The 14,786-nt window shown below is 71.0% G+C and carries 13 protein-coding genes; 5 read left to right on the top strand and 8 right to left on the bottom strand.

What is annotated here, in order from left to right:
- Positions 1 to 327: 327 nt before the first annotated feature.
- Positions 328 to 1,671 (bottom strand): pectate lyase family protein, encoded by a 1,344-nt coding sequence (locus ACZ49J_RS09060; RefSeq protein ID WP_467446876.1) that lies wholly within the window; start codon positions 1,669 to 1,671, stop codon positions 328 to 330.
- A 374-nt stretch (positions 1,672 to 2,045) separates the two neighbouring features.
- Here ACZ49J_RS09060 and ACZ49J_RS09055 point away from each other — a divergent pair, with 374 nt between their 5' ends.
- Positions 2,046 to 2,876: a nucleotidyl transferase AbiEii/AbiGii toxin family protein gene (locus ACZ49J_RS09055; RefSeq protein ID WP_467446874.1), complete on the top strand. Its 831-nt coding sequence runs from the start codon at positions 2,046 to 2,048 to the stop codon at positions 2,874 to 2,876.
- Between the two features lie 137 nt (positions 2,877 to 3,013).
- On the opposite strand, the gene ACZ49J_RS09050 is transcribed toward ACZ49J_RS09055, so the two are convergent.
- On the bottom strand, positions 3,014 to 3,850 hold the full coding sequence (locus ACZ49J_RS09050; RefSeq protein ID WP_467447201.1) for an LLM class flavin-dependent oxidoreductase: 837 nt from the start codon (positions 3,848 to 3,850) through the stop codon (positions 3,014 to 3,016).
- Positions 3,851 to 3,901: 51 nt separating this feature from the next.
- Positions 3,902 to 4,924, bottom strand: coding sequence for an aldo/keto reductase (locus ACZ49J_RS09045; protein WP_467446872.1), 1,023 nt, complete (start codon positions 4,922 to 4,924; stop codon positions 3,902 to 3,904).
- Positions 4,925 to 5,077: 153 nt separating this feature from the next.
- Here ACZ49J_RS09045 and ACZ49J_RS09040 point away from each other — a divergent pair, with 153 nt between their 5' ends.
- Entirely contained in the window at positions 5,078 to 5,677 is a 600-nt protein-coding gene (locus ACZ49J_RS09040; RefSeq protein WP_467446870.1) for a TetR/AcrR family transcriptional regulator, read from the top strand.
- A 41-nt stretch (positions 5,678 to 5,718) separates the two neighbouring features.
- On the top strand, positions 5,719 to 6,171 hold the full coding sequence (locus tag ACZ49J_RS09035; RefSeq protein WP_467447200.1) for a GNAT family N-acetyltransferase: 453 nt from the start codon (positions 5,719 to 5,721) through the stop codon (positions 6,169 to 6,171).
- Here ACZ49J_RS09035 and ACZ49J_RS09030 read toward each other — a convergent pair.
- Both ACZ49J_RS09030 and ACZ49J_RS09025 read right to left on the bottom strand, forming a co-directional pair.
- A complete protein-coding gene (locus tag ACZ49J_RS09030; RefSeq protein WP_467446869.1) occupies positions 6,140 to 6,331 on the bottom strand; it encodes a DUF397 domain-containing protein in 192 nt (63 codons plus the stop codon). The two genes, ACZ49J_RS09035 and ACZ49J_RS09030, sit on opposite strands and share 32 nt — an antisense overlap.
- A 3-nt stretch (positions 6,332 to 6,334) precedes the next feature.
- The gene (locus ACZ49J_RS09025; protein WP_467446868.1) at positions 6,335 to 7,177 is read right to left on the bottom strand and encodes a helix-turn-helix domain-containing protein; all 843 of its coding nucleotides are present in this window, start codon (positions 7,175 to 7,177) and stop codon (positions 6,335 to 6,337) included.
- Positions 7,178 to 7,419: 242 nt separating this feature from the next.
- Between ACZ49J_RS09025 and ACZ49J_RS09020 the strand changes: the two genes are divergently transcribed.
- On the top strand, positions 7,420 to 7,872 hold the full coding sequence (locus ACZ49J_RS09020; protein WP_467446866.1) for an ATP-binding protein: 453 nt from the start codon (positions 7,420 to 7,422) through the stop codon (positions 7,870 to 7,872).
- Positions 7,873 to 7,962: 90 nt separating this feature from the next.
- On the opposite strand, the gene ACZ49J_RS09015 is transcribed toward ACZ49J_RS09020, so the two are convergent.
- From ACZ49J_RS09015 to aspS, 3 genes are all read right to left on the bottom strand, one after another.
- On the bottom strand, positions 7,963 to 9,153 hold the full coding sequence (locus tag ACZ49J_RS09015) for an RNA polymerase sigma factor (RefSeq protein ID WP_467446864.1): 1,191 nt from the start codon (positions 9,151 to 9,153) through the stop codon (positions 7,963 to 7,965).
- Position 9,154: 1 nt separating this feature from the next.
- Positions 9,155 to 9,568, bottom strand: a complete 414-nt coding sequence (locus ACZ49J_RS09010; RefSeq protein WP_467446863.1) for a YciI family protein — start codon at positions 9,566 to 9,568, stop codon at positions 9,155 to 9,157.
- A 496-nt stretch (positions 9,569 to 10,064) separates the two neighbouring features.
- Entirely contained in the window at positions 10,065 to 11,828 is a 1,764-nt protein-coding gene (aspS, locus tag ACZ49J_RS09005; RefSeq protein WP_467446862.1) for an aspartate--tRNA ligase, read from the bottom strand.
- 842 nt (positions 11,829 to 12,670) lie between these two features.
- Between aspS and ACZ49J_RS09000 the strand changes: the two genes are divergently transcribed.
- Positions 12,671 to 14,785, top strand: a complete 2,115-nt coding sequence (locus ACZ49J_RS09000; protein ID WP_467446861.1) for an ATP-binding SpoIIE family protein phosphatase — start codon at positions 12,671 to 12,673, stop codon at positions 14,783 to 14,785.
- Position 14,786 lies beyond the last annotated feature (1 nt).

Below are 14,786 nucleotides of genomic sequence, written 5' to 3'. Positions count from 1 at the left end.
GGACGGGCCACCGCGGTTCTACGCATCCTGCAGAGCCGGGGCATCGAGGTCACCGGCAACACCTGGGAGCGCGTCACCGCCTGCTCCGACCTGGCCAGGCTTACTCAGTGGCTGACCCTCGCCGCCACCGTCACCCGCGCGGAGGACTTGTTCGCCACCGCGACGGACACGCCGACCGCAACCCCCTGACCACCGTCGTCGTGCCTGCTCGGCAGCCAGCAGGTAATCGCGTAGCCAGTCGGCGTCATCGCCAAGTACACCGCACAGAGGGGCCCGGGAAGCCCAACGCTTCCCGGGCCCCTCTGTGCTGTCCCGGACGGACTCCCCTCAGTCCAGGACCCCGGCTCCGGTCGTGTTCGCCAGTGCCGTGACCAGGTTCTTGGCCGAGGTCTGGAGGCCGGCCGTCAGGGTGGGCGTCCAGTTCACGGTCGTCTTCAGCTTCTTGGAGGAGTTCGCGCCGTTGTACGCGGCGACCAGGTCGGTCTCCGTGCCGTTGACGAGGTTGCCGCCGCCCGCGACCGAGCCGGTGCCGTCGCCGCTCAGGAGCTTGGCGACCTTCGCGCCGGAGGGGAGCTTGAAGGCGTTGCGCTCGGCGACGACCTGGGCCTTGGCGTGGGAGTCGAGGCTGTACTTGGGCGCGTAGCCGTTGAGCGTGGTCGTGTCGTAGACGTTGTTGTAGAGGTGGATCTGGCCGATGCGGGCCAGCGGGGCGCGCTGGACGATGCCCTTCCAGACGTTGTGATGGATCGTCACGCGCAGCTTGCCCGTGCTGTCGGTGTCGCTGCTGCCGATCAGCATCATCTTGTCGTGGTTGGTGAACTGGTTGCGCTCCACGGTCACCAGGTCGGAGCCGTTGGTGATGTCGAGGGCGCCGTCGTGGATCTGGTACTTGCGGCCGAAGTACGTTTTCTCCTGGCTGTCGAAGAACGGCGCGTCGGTGAACGTGTTGTGGTCGGCCCAGACGTTGGTCGCCCCGCGCAGGCTGACGGAGTCGTAGTTGGAGTTCCACTCGCCGGACGAGCCGTCGGTCGGGTCCCACTGCGGGAAGCAGTCCTCGGTGGCGGCGAAGGTGAGGTTGCGGACGATGACGTTCTTCACGTTCTGGATCTGGAGGCTGCCGCCCGTGATCCCGGCCTTCGTCCCGGGTACGCCCACGATGGTGGTGTTGGAGGGCACCCTGAAGACGATGTTCTTCTTCTGCTTGGCCGAGGCGGCCGCACGGGCGTTCTCCTGCGTGCCCGCGGGTGCCTTCTTGCCGTAGGTCGCCGGGTCGAATGCCTTCAGGTAGGCGGAGAGCGAGTAGCCCGTGCCGGAGGCGTAGTCGGCGCAGGTCAGCTTCTTGCCGGAGTCGTCCGTGTTGGTGTCGATGGTGCCCTTGATCTTGATGACCCGGGTGGTGGCGTCGGAGGCGGAGCCCAGCGCCTTCACGAGCTGGGCCCGGGTGCTGACCGTGAAGGTGTGCGCGGAGTCGGCCTGGGTGCCGCCCGTCGTCCCCGAGCCGGAGGCCGCCCAGCCGTCCTTGGCGGGCAGCACTTGGTGGTAGAGGTCGACCGGGCCCGCGTTCGCGTTCATCACGAAGACACCGGCACCGGCGCCCGCGGCGGCGACGGCCGCCGTGACGACGAGAGTGCGGCGCTTGCGGAGGGACCGGCGGTGAGAGGCAGAGGCCACGGATGAGTCCTTACGTCACATACGTGGTTCGGATGAACACGCGGTTCGGATGAACACGTGGTTCGCGTGGAGCTCCGGTGAAGGGAGCTCCAACTCATCTGTGGCCGCCGGGTTGAAAGGTTGCCAGGTCCGGTGGGATTGATGTGGACGACCACCAGCCGCTCACCCGCCGCGCGGAGTGTTCGGCGACGTGGGTGACGCGTCACGACGTGGGGGACGCGCACTACGTGGGGGACGCGCGAGAGATTGGGTGGCGCACGTGAGCTTGGGTGACGCGCACGAGGTTGGGTGACGCGCACGGCGGAGGCGACGTGCCGCACACCACCCCGCCGCGATAATCGGCGCATGGCCACTCCCCCCACACGAGCCGCTACATGAACGCCGACGAGACGGACGACGGGACGGACGACCGGACGAGCAACCGGACGGACGACGAGACGGACGACGAGACGAGCAACCGGACGGACGACCAGAGGGACGACCGGAAGGGCGACCAGCGGCACACCGACCCCACCCCGCCCGGACCTCTGCCGCGCCTCCTGGCCGACACCCTCTCCATCGGCGCTCCCTACCGCCTGGCCGTCGCCGGTGACTACGCGGTCCTCGCCCACGGACTGGTCGCGAAGGCGGGCGGGGCAGCCCTGGAGGTGGCCACCGAGAGTCCGGAGCCCATGGAGGCGATCGCGGCGGCGCTCCGGTCCGGCCTGGAGGACCGGGGCCACCGCGTGCGCCCCCCGCAGACGACCCCTCTCGCCGCCCGCCTCCTCGTCACCGACCCGGCCACGGACGCGGAGCATCCGCCCGACACCCTCCTCGACATCGTGAAGGAAACCCTCTGGCGCCCGCCGGTCGACACCGCCCTCGGCCCGGCCCTCTCCCTCGAAGACGTCACCGGCACGAAGGTCCGGGCCCTGGCCGACCGCGGCCTCGCCCGCGACCTCGTGGCCGTCCACGCCGCCGCGGACCGCTGGAGCTTCCCCGAGCTGGAGGAACTGGGCCGGCGCCACGCCCTCGACGCCTTCGACCTCGCCGACCTGCAGTCCCGGCTTGAGGGCATGGAGTGGATCTCCGACAGGGATTTCACCGACTTCGGCCTCGACGAACAGGCCGTCACGGCCCTCCGCCAGTGGGCCCAGTCCTGGGCCGACGACATCGCCGAACGCCTCCTGGAGGAGAAGGCGATGGAACCCCCGCCCGAGGAGTGACGCCGCGGGAGGGCGCCACCGGCACACCTCGGCGACAGGCCATGGATCTCCAGCAGGACGATCGTGGTCGCCCCCGGGGAACTCGGCGTAGAGGGAGCAGTCCCCGAAAAGCAGCCCTAGGCGGGCAGGGGCTGGACCTACGTGCTGATGAGCTCGTCCCTGACCCACCGTGCGACGTGGACCGGGTAGGGCGCCCCGAGTCCCAGGACGACGTGGTGGAAACCGGCGTCGACGGCTTCGCGGATCGCGCGCCGCGTGTCGCCGGGCCGGTCGTAGGAGACGGACAGGTGGATCGAACGGGTGATCGATGCGGGGTCGCGGCCGGTCTCGGAGCAGTAGCGGTCGAGCAGGGCGCCGCGGCGGACGCAGTCGTCGATGTCGCCGCCCGGGATGTTCCAGAGGTCGGCGTGCTCGGCGGCCACGCGGAGGGTCGCGGACGAGCGTCCGCCGATGAGGAGGGGCGGGTGGGGTCGCTGGACGGGTTTGGGGCTGCCGAACGCTCCGGTGAGGTGGTGGTGTGCGCCGTGGAAGTCGAAGGGTTCGGGTTCGGTCCACAGGCGGCGGATCAACGCGCAGGCCTCGGCGAGGCTTTCGACCGCCTGCGCGGGGTCGTGGAAGGGCAGGCCGTGGGCCGCGTACTCACGGTGGGCCGCGGGAGGGTGGGGGCGTGAGCCGACGCCGATGCCGAAGTCGAGCCGTCCGCCGGAGACGACGTCGACGGTCGTGGCGATCTTCGCCAGCATCGCGGGCGGCCGGAACCGGTTGCTGGTCACCATGACGCCGAGGCGCAGCCGGCGGGTCCGGGCGGCGAGGGCCGCCAGCAGCGTCCAGCCTTCGTAGGTCGGCCCGTTCGGGTCGCCGAAGATCGGCATGAGGTGGTCGTACAGCCAGGCGTGCTCGATCTCCGGGATCGCGTCCGCCTCGCTCCAGACCCGCAGGATGTCCTGGTAGTCGACCTGTGAGGGGGCGGTCATGATGCCGAAGGCGGGCCGGGTTCGGGGTGTCACTGGGGATGCTTCCCTCGGTCAGTGGCGTCGGCGCAGTGACGCGTCGAGCAGCGCGGGCGGGGTGTCGTACTTCTCGTGTGCGGCCAGGTCGGTGCCAGGGGCGACGATCGAGTCGATGGCGTCGAGCACGTCGGCGGAGAGCACGGTGTCCGCGGCGGCGAGCTGCGCGTGCAGGTGGTCCAGGGTGCGGGGGCCGATGAGCGCGCTGGTCACGGCGGGGTGCGCGGTCACGAAGCCGAGCGCGAGCTGGATCAGGGTCAGGCCCGCCTCGTCGGCGACCTTGGCCAGCTGCTCTACGGCGTCGAGCCGGGCCCGGTTGGCGGGCAGGGCGGTGTCGAAGCGGTCCGGCATGAACGCCGACCGGCTCGTGGTGATCTCCCGGCCCGCGCGGACCGCGCCCGACAGCCAGCCCGAGGCCAGCGGGCTCCACACCAGCACCCCGAGCCCGTACTCCTCGGTCACGGGCAGCACGTGGGTCTCGATCCCGCGCTGCAGGACGGAGTAGCTGGGCTGCTCGGTGACGTAACGGCTCAGGTGGTGCTCACGGGCGGCCCACTGGGCCTGCACGATGCGGTACGCGGGGAAGGTCGAGGAGCCGAAGTAGCGGATCTTGCCCGCGCGCTGAAGGTCGGTCAGGGCCGACAGCGTCTCCTCGTCGCTGGTGGCCGGGTCCCAGCGGTGGATCTGGTACAGGTCGACGTGGTCGACGCCGAGGCGCCGCAGGCTGTTGTCCAGCTCGGTGATCAGCCAGCGGCGCGAGCTCCCCCGGTGGTTGGGCTCCTCGCCCATGGGCATGCCCGCCTTCGTGGCCAGCACGATGTCGTCGCGACGGCCGGCGATGGCCCTGCCGACCATCTCCTCCGACTCGCCGGCGCCGTACATGTCGGCGGTGTCGATGAGGTTGATCCCGGCGTCGAGGGCGGCGTCGACGAGGGCGGTGGCCTCCTCCTGGGTGGTGCGCCCGATGCTGCCGAAGTTCATCGCGCCGAGCGCGAGGGAGCTGACCTGCACACCGGTGCGGCCCAAGGTGCGGTACTGCATGACTGGGTCTCCTCCAAGGAAGGTGAGGGCGCCGCCCACAAAGCGGAACAGCGCTCCGCTTACGATACGGAACAACGCTCCGTTTCGGCAAGCTCGATACCCTCGTAGCCTTGACAGCGCCCGACAGGGCTTGGCAGCGGAAGGAGCGGCGCGGTGAACGCCAGCGACAAGGGCGCGGTCGCACGGGGCGCGGCCCGGCAGCCCAAACGGACGGACGCCCGGCGCAACCAGAAGGCGCTGCTCGACGCGGCCGCCGCGGTCTTCGTCACGTCGGGCGTGGAAGCGCCGGTGCGCGACATCGCGGCCAAGGCGGGCGTCGGGATGGGCACGATCTACCGCCACTTCCCGACGCGCGCGGACCTCATCGTCGCCGTGTACCGGCACCAGGTGGAGGCCTGCGCCGAGGCCGGTCCTGCCCTGCTGGAGACCAGCGCGACTCCTTACGCCGCGCTGGGACAGTGGATCGACCTCTTCGTCGACTTCCTGGTCACCAAGCACGGCCTCGCCGCCGCGCTGCAGTCCCGCAACGCCGACTTCGACACGCTGCACGCCTACTTCATCGACCGCCTCGTGCCCGTGTGCGCCCACCTGCTCGACGCCGCGGCCGCCGCCGGTGAGATCCGCTCCGACATGGAGGCCCTGGAGCTCATGCGCGGCGTCGGCAACCTCTGCATCGGCGCGGAGGGCGATCCGCACTACGACGCCCGCCGCGTGGTCGGCCTCCTCATCGCGGGCCTGCGCCGACCGGAGTGACGGAGGGGACCGTGGCGGACTGGCGGATGCGGCCGGCGTCGATGTCGGACGTGACGGCTGTGGCAGAACTGCGCGCCGTGGTGATGCGGCCCGATCTCGAACGGCTCGGGCGGTACGACGAGGAGCGCGTACGGCGACGTCTGCGGGACGGGTTCGACCCGGCGCACACGTGGATCATCGAGGTGGACGGCACGTTCGCCGGCAGCGTGGCACTGCGCCCGGCCAGGGACGCCCACTGGCTGGAGCACTTCTACCTGGCCCCGCGCCTCCAGGGCAGCGGCATCGGTTCGGGCGTCCTGGGCGAACTGCTGGACCGGTGCGACCACGACGGCGTCCCCGTCCGGCTGAACGTACTGCGGGGCAGCCCGGCCCGACGCCTGTACGAGCGACACGGGTTCGTTCTTGAGACGGAGGACCCCGTGGACGTGTTCATGCTCCGGCCCCCGGCCCCCTCCGGGGCGTTCACGGACGGGCAGGCGTCCGGGTGCTCCTGATCTCCCGGAGGAGGGCGGCCAGGGCGGTGGGGGTGACGGGGAGTATTCGAGTGGGGGTGTCGCTCTCGCGGAGGAGCAACTGGGTGTTGACGTGGGCGAGTTCGACACAGTTACTTCCGTCGGTCCCGCTGGAGAAGGTCGACTTCTGCCACTGAGTCACGTCTCACAGCTCCTTGGCCAGGCGGTGGATGTAGTCCCGGGACTGAGCGGGGTCGAGGGACACCCCTTCCACCTTACGAAAAAGCGTTCGCATGGACTGCAGTTGTGCCGCCGCATCCATGAAGGCCGGTCCTTGGGGAGTGTCTCGCTGTGCCGTGTCCAACGCGGGAACCTGGCCACCCGCGTACAGCAACTCCGCACTGGCCCCGGCGAAACCGTCGACGTCGAACGGGATGACCCGCACCGTAACGTTGGGCGCCTCCGACTGCGCGAGGAGCCAGTCCAGTTGGGCACGCGCCACGCGCCGGTCGGCGACTCGCGTACGCAACACCGGCTCGTGCAGCAAGACCTCGTACGGGCAACACTCCAGAACCGCCTTACGGCGCATTCGATGCTCAACCCGCGGCTGCACCTCGCTTTCCGGAAGCTCCGGTCGCCAGTAGGTGATGACAGCTCGTGCGTACTCCTCGGTCTGGAGCAGGCCGGGGACGTGCGCAGTCGAGATCTCCTCGATGAACGTCGCATGATGCTCCAGCTCCGCCAGATCGAGGAACACCGGCGGCAGCACGCCCCGGTAGTCCTCCCACCAACCCCGGGTTCGGTCCGTTGCCATGCCCACCAGCGCCTCGATCAACCCGGTGTCGGTACAGGCGTAATGCGCCGCCAGTCTGCGTACGCGTTCCTCGTTGATCCCGGCGTTCCCCGCCTCGAACTGGCTCATCTGAGCCGGATTGACCCCCAGCAGGCCCGCCGCGTCCCGAGAGGAAAGACCTGCGGCCTCCCGAAGTCTTCGCAGCTCAGTACCCAGGCGAACCTGTCGAACCGTCGGCTGGATCCTCGCCGGCATACGACTCCCACTTCCCCAACAGCCGGTGTCCGGGCGGTGAGACGCCCCGATCAGGTGCAAGGTTACGCGAACGACTTGCAAGGGAGAAATATTTAGCCCTACTGTCAGTGACGCAACGCACACGCTGCGGAATGCCGGGACCCCGGAAGCGCACCGCCCCGCCCTGCCATGGCGGGTGCGACAAAGCCACCGCCCGCGACCACAGCGCACCCCAACTCCCCCCTCCGCACCAGGAGTCACGCATGCCCGAAACCGGAGAATCCGCCGCACCCGACAACGGACCCTGGACCTACACCCTCTCCATCCCCAACGACCCCCGCGCCGTCACGATCTGCCGCCGCACCCTCCGCCTGGTCCTCGCCCTCCACGACCTTCCCCAGCTCACCGAAGCCGCCGAGCTCGCGGCGACGGAGCTGGTCGCCAACGCCGTACTGCACACGAAGGGCCCCGCGGCCATAAGGCTCCGCTGGTCGGACCCGGTTCTGCGGATCGGCGTATGGGACTCGGACCCGACGCCACCGATCCCGGCGCCCAGGACCGACGCCACCCTGACCCCCACCCTCGAATCGGGCCGCGGCCTCACTCTCGTCGAAGGCTGCGCCGACAACTGGGGGTGGTACACCCTGGGCACGGCGACCCACCCCCCGGACGGCAACGGCAAGTTCGTCTGGTGCGAGCTGGAAAGGGCAGCGTGAACGCGGCCCCTGGCATGGCCAGGAGCCGGACGAACGGGATCTACGTAGATTCAATCTACGTAGAACAGATCTACCTGACTCCCGGGAGTGCTACCGAGTTGGCCGACGCGGTGCTTGCCGCGGTCCAGGCGCGGATGCCGTGGGACGGCGGGCGTTGAGCCGGGCGGCCTGGCGGGTCAGGTGGTCGCGCTCGGCGAGGCTGGGTGCCTTGTGGGCGGCCTCGGCGTACAGCCGTGCCGCCGTCGCCAGGTCGCCGTCGCGCTCGTGGAGGTACGCCGCCACCGCGGCGTGGCGGGGCAGTGAGGCGTCCAGCGCCGCGAGCTCCGCCAGCCCGGCGCGCGGTCCGTCGGCCTCGCCGACGGCGACCGCGCGGTTGAGCCGGACGACCGGACTGTCGGTCAGGCGCAGCAGCTCGTCGTACCACTCGACGATCTGCACCCAGTCGGTCTCCTCGGCCGTGGGCGCGTCGGCGTGGAGGGCGGCGATGGCGGCCTGGGCCTGGAACTCGCCCAGCCGGTCGCGGGCGAGGGCCGCCTGCAGGATCTCGACGCCCTCGGCGATCAGGCGCGTGTCCCACCGGCCGCGGTCCTGCTCGGCGAGCGGCACCAGGCTGCCGTCGGGCGCGGTCCTGGCGGCGCGCCGGGCGTGGTGGAGCAGCATGAGGGCGAGCAGCCCCGCCACCTCGGGGTGGTCGATCGCCGCCGCGAGCTGCCGGGTGAGGCGGATGGCCTCGGCGGCGAGGTCGACGTCGCCGGAGTAGCCCTCGTTGAAGACCAGATAGAGGACGCGCAGCACGGTGGCGACGTCTCCGGGCTGGTCGAACCGCGCGCCGGAGACGGTGCGCTTGGCCCGGCTGATCCGCTGCGCCATGGTCGCCTCGGGCACCAGGTACGCCTGGGCGATCTGGCGGGTGGTGAGCCCGCCGACGGCACGCAGCGTGAGCGCGACCGCGGACGACGGGGTCAGTGACGGGTGGGCGCACAGGAAGTAGAGCTGGAGCGTGTCGTCCACGGCGGGCGTCGGCCCCGGCTCCGGCTCCTCGTCGACAAGGTCCTCACGCCGGCGGCGGGCCGCGTCCGCCCGGGTCGCGTCGAGGAACTTGCGCCAGGCCACGGTGACCAGCCAGCCCTTCGCATCCCGCGGCGGATCGGCCGGCCAGACGCGGACCGCCTCGACCAGCGCGTCCTGCACGGCGTCCTCGGCCGCCGCGAAGTCGGCTCCGCGGCGGACGAGGACTGCGAGCACGCTCGGCGTGAGGCTCCGGAGCAGGGCCTCGTCCATCTCAGTGGCACTCCGCGATGGTCGGCGGCGCGGTCAGGAACGGGCGCACCTCGAGCCACTCGTGGATCGGCTTCCCGCCCGCCCCCGGCGCGGCCGACAGCTCCCCGGCCAGCTCGACGGCGCGCTCGTAGCTGTCGACGTCGATCACCATCCAGCCGGCGATGAGGTCCTTGGTCTCGGCGAACGGGCCGTCCGTGACCGGCGGGCGCCCCTCACCGTCGTACCGGACCCACGTCCCCTCGGGAGCGAGCGCCTGACCGTCCACGAACTCGCCGGTCTTCTCCAGCCGGGCCGCGAAGTCCTGCATGTACTGCACGTGCGCCGAGATCTCCTCCGGTGCCCACTGGTCCATCGGCACGTCGTTGACCGCGGCGGGAGCGCCGCGGTAGTGCTTGAGCAGCAAGTACTTGGCCATCGTGTTTCCCCTCGGGTCCGTGCGACCCATTGTGGTCGCCTTCACCACGGGGACGGAGCCGGGCGCGGGTTCTCGACATCCTCGGCCAAGGTTTTTTTGCGGTCTTGTGGGTGGGCCCGGACGAGCCGGGATGCGCCGCCTCGCGGTGTTGCTTCAGCACGCCGGTGCGGGAGCGCCGACGCCAGCGGATCCGGCGTCGACGACACACCTGCTGGAACGCGGTCAGGACGAGCTGCCCGACACGGTCACGTGGCGAAGAAGACCGTGGTGAGCATCGCGGCCTGGGGGTGGATCAGCAGCCTGAGCCGGGACACCCCGGGCGCGCGGCTGCGGGCCTCCTCGTCGCGGGCGACCGTCGAACTCAGCGCGTCCTTCTTGCGCGGAGGGAAAAGGGGCTCGAAACCTACGTTGGTTTCGAGCCCCTTTTCCGCGAATCCATCGGTAAGGGCATGCCTTACTTGTTCACTGGGTCCGATTTACGCTTCGGATCCGATGTCTACTTCGGCTGGGGCTTGCGCACCGAAAGGTGCAGTTCCCGCAGCCGCGTCTCGTCCAGCTCCGTCGGCGCGCCCATCATCAGGTCCTGGGCGTTGCCGTTGAGCGGGAAGGCGATCGTCTCGCGGATGTTCGGCTCGTCGGCCAGCAGCATGACGATGCGGTCGACGCCGGGGGCGATGCCACCGTGCGGCGGGGCGCCGAAACGGAATGCGCGGAGCATGCCCGCGAACTGCTCCTCGACGGTCTCCCGGTCGTAGCCCGCGATCTCGAAGGCCTTGAGCATGATCTCCGGCTCGTGGTTCCGGATGGCGCCGGAGGACAGCTCGACGCCGTTGCAGACGATGTCGTACTGCCAGCCGAGGATGTCCAGCGGGTCCTGGGTCTCCAGGGCCTCCAGACCGCCCTGCGGCATCGAGAACGGGTTGTGCGAGAAGTCGATCTTCCCGGTCTCCTCGTCCTTCTCGTACATCGGGAAGTCGACGATCCAGCAGAACCGGAAGACGTCCTCCTCGAAGTGCCCGGCACGCTTGGCGGCCTCGACCCGCACCGCGCCCATGATCTTCGAGACCTCGTCGAACTCACCCGCGCCGAAGAACACGGCGTGGCCGGAGGCCAGCGACAGCCGCTTCGTCAGCTCGGCGACGTTCTCCTCGGTCAGGAACTTCGCGATCGGGCCCGTCAGCGAGCCGTCCTCGGTCACCCGCACCCAGGCCAGGCCCTTCGCGCCCTGCGAGACCGCGAAGTCACCGAGCTGGTCGAAGAACTTCCGGGGCTGCGCGGCCACGTCCGGCACCGGCAGGGCGCGGACGTGCTTGCCCGCGAACGCCTTGAACTCCGAGCCCTCGAAGATGTCAGTGATGTCCACGAGCTCCAGCCGGGCCCTGAGGTCCGGCTTGTCGGAGCCGTACTTGGCCATCGCCTCGCGGAAGGGGATGCGGGGGAAGGGCGAGGTGACGTGCCGCCCGTTGCCGAACTCCTCGAAGAGCTCGGTCATCAGCTTCTCGATCGGCTGGAAGACGTCCTCCTGCTCGACGAAGGACATCTCCACGTCGAGCTGGTAGAACTCGCCCGGCGAACGGTCCGCGCGGGCGTCCTCGTCACGGAAGCAGGGCGCGATCTGGAAGTAGCGGTCGAAGCCCGAGATCATCAGCAGCTGCTTGAACTGCTGCGGGGCCTGCGGCAGCGCGTAGAACTTGCCCGGGTTCAGCCGCGACGGCACGACGAAGTCGCGCGCGCCCTCAGGGGAGGTCGCGCTGAGGATCGGGGTCGCCATCTCGTTGAAGCCGAGCGCCGTCATCTTGTGACGGATGGCGCTGATCACCGCCGTACGCAGCATGATGTTGCGGTGCATGCGCTCGCGGCGCAGGTCCAGGAAGCGGTACTCCAGGCGCCGCTCCTCGTTCACCCCGTCCTCGGTGTTGATCGTGAACGGGAGGGGGGCCGCCGCGCCCAGCAGCTCGACCTCGCCGACCTCGACCTCGACCTCGCCGGTCGGCAGGTCGGGGTTCACGTTCTCCGTTCCACGTGAAACGACCTTGCCGTCGACGCGGACGGTCGACTCCTTGGAGAGCTTGTCCAGCGCCTCGTACGCGGGCGTGCCCGGACGGGCCACCAGCTGCGTGATGCCGTAGTGGTCGCGCAGATCGATGAAGAGGATGCCGCCCAGGTCGCGCCGATTGTGCAGCCAGCCGCTCAGCCGGACGTCGGTGCCGACGTCAGAGGCGCGGAGCTCGCCGCAGGTGTGGGACCTGTACCGATGCATCGTCGTTCATCCAGTCTTCGCTGATGTGGGTCTCGCCGGGGGTGCGTCCCGGAGCGCCGGGCGGGGTTGGGCCCGGAGCTCCCAAGGGTACCGGCCGCCTCCGGCGGTCAGGCGAGGGCTTTTCGTGTGCCGGGGGTGTGCCGGGGTGTGTGCCGGAGTGTGTTCCCGGGGCGACCACGGGGTCGGGGGCGTGTCGTGTGCGGGGTTGATGCCGGCGGACGGCTGCGGGGTTGACGCCGGCCGGGCGGCTGCGGGGTTGACGCCGACGGACGGCTGCGGGTTCGTCGCGGCTTGTCGCGCGGTTCCCCGCGCCCCTGAAGGGCGCAGCCGCGCACCCGGCGTCACGAGGCACCGCCGCCCCACCGCACCCGCACCCGCACCCGCACCCGCACCCGCACCAACAGGAACCGCCACCGAGCACCTCGCACCCCCAGCGCCGCACCGCCGGACGAGAACGGAGACCCCCGGCGCCGCCAGCCCCAGAACGGAGACCCCTCGGTGCCGCCAGACTGAGGACGGAGCTCCCTGGCACCGCCGGACCGAGGACGGAGACCTCCCGGCGCGCCCCCGGCCCACGACACCAACAGCAGGTGCCCCGCTACCAACAGCAGGTGCCCCGCTCCACCCGGCGGAGCGCAACGGCGCTTCCCCGCCAATGACCTTCACCCCGCGCACCCTTGTCCCCGCGCGGCAGCGCCACCGCAGCGCGTACGCCCGACCGGAGACAGCGCTTTCCCCGCCCCCCGCGGCCCCCGGGACAGGGGCGGGTCCCGGCCACGGTGGCTGGGTGGGATGTACAGCTTCGGTGGCAGTGCCCGATCAGCTGTTCTTAAAGTGGGTCAATGCTCACTGGTGAGCCCCTGCCCGCCGTAGGGGACGTCCTCTCCGCCCTCGCGACCGGCCTGTGGCGCTCGGAACCCCGCGCCGGGCTCGTCACTCTCGACGCCGAGGCCGCGCGCCTCGTCGGGCTGCCGCCGGAGCCGACGACGATCACCGAGGCCGGCATCCGCGCCCGCTTCCACCCCGAGGACTGGATCGAGGTCGACAGCATCGTCCGCCTCGCCATCATCGAGGGGACCATCGCCGAGGTCCGGATGCGCGTCGTGGACGACCAGGGGCACGTGGTGCGCATCGTGCGCAGCCGGACCAAGCCGGTCGTCGACGGACTCACCGGGGACTACGAGCTGATCGGCACCCTGCAGGAGGTCTCCGAACCCCCGCCCGGAACCGCCGCCCGCACCCCCGTCACCGGCGACTGGCGCCGCTCCCGCGAGGCGTTCCTGCTGGACGCGGGCCGCGCGCTGGCGGAGGCGCGCTCCACGGAGGAGGTGCTGCGGGTCGCGGCCGGGCTGTCGATGCCGGGCTTCTCCCCGGACGGCCTCGCCGTCTTCGGCGTGGAGGCCGACCGGCTCACCGTCATCGGCCACCACGGCCAGAAACCGGGCGACGAGCGCCCGTTCACCCAGATCTCGCTGGACATGGACTACCCGGCCGCCGAGGTGGTGCGCACGGGCCGTGCCGTCTATCTCTCCTCCCCCGAGGACTACAAGTTCCGCTACCCCGCCTCCTGGCCTCTCGCCGAGCACTTCGGCCGCCAGTCGTGGGCCTTCATCCCGCTCACCGTCGCCGGGCAGACGATGGGCGCCTGGATGGCGGCCTTCGCCCATCCCGTCTCCTTCACGCCCGACGAACGCTCGGTCCTCACGACCGTGGCCCGCATGCTCGCCCAGGCCCTCTCCCGCGCGGGCGCCGCCGAGACCGAGCGCGAGCTGACCGACGGGCTGCAGCGCTCGATGATGCCGACCCTGGGCCCGGAGATACCCGGCATGAGCGTCGCCGCCCGCTACGTGCCGACCGGCGGCGGCCTCCAGGTCGGCGGCGACTGGTACGACCTGATCCCGCTGCCCAGCGGCCGCTTCGCCCTCGTCATCGGCGACGTCCAGGGCCACGACGTACGCGCCGCCGGCCTGATGGGCCAGCTCCGCATCGCGCTGCGCGCGTACGCCTCCGAGGGCCACCGCCCGGACGCGGTCCTCTCCCGCGCCTCCCGCTTCCTGTACGGGATCACGTACGACGAGGAGAGCATCGACCTGCGGTTCGCGACCTGCCTGTACGTCGAGGTCGAACCGGAGACCGGCACGCTGGAGATCGCCCGCGCGGGCCATCCCGACCCGGCGGTCCGGATGGCCGACGGCACGGTCCTGACGCGGCACACGGCGGGCGGGCTCCCCCTCGGCATCGACCCGGACGCCGACTACCCGACGACCCGGATCGTCCTGGAGCCCGGCGAGACCATGCTGATCTGCACGGACGGCCTGATCGAGACCGGCGGCCACGACCTGGACACCGGCTGGCGCCGCATCCGCCGGATCCTGGAGTCGCACGAGGGCGACCTGGAGGCGCTGGCTGACGCCCTCGTGCAGGGCGTGCACGGCCCGTCGTCCCACCACAGCCCCGGCCCGCTGGCCGACCGCCGCGAGGACGACATCGCGGTCCTGCTGCTGTGCCGGCAGGGCGAGGGCTGCGGCTGCGGCGACACCGCCCTCGTACGTCCCACCGTGCGCCGTACGGCCCTGACGGTGGCCCAGGACGAGCCCGAGCGGGTCGCCGGGGCCCGCCGGCACGTGCGCGAGCTCCTGCACGACTGGCCCTGCGCCGACCAGGTCGACTCGGCCGTCCTCCTGGTCTCCGAGGTGGTCACCAACGTGCTGGTCCACACGGACGCCGACGCCCTCCTCGTCGCCGAGGTCACCGGCGGGCCGGACCGGCGCCGGATGCGCGTCGAGGTCACGGACGCCGGCGACGACCTCCCCCACAAGCGCAGCCCCGGCGAACTCGCCTCCTCCGGGCGCGGGCTGCTGCTGATCGAACTGCTCGCGGACGCGTGGGGAGTCGACCCACGGGGCGAGGGCAAGAGCATCTGGTTCGAGCTGTACGAGGCGGCGGCCAGGGGGTAGA

This window comes from Streptomyces sp. NPDC030840 (genome assembly GCF_055572015.1).
The sequence above is the reverse complement of the archived record's forward strand: the minus strand, read 5'-3'. Positions and strand labels throughout refer to the sequence as shown.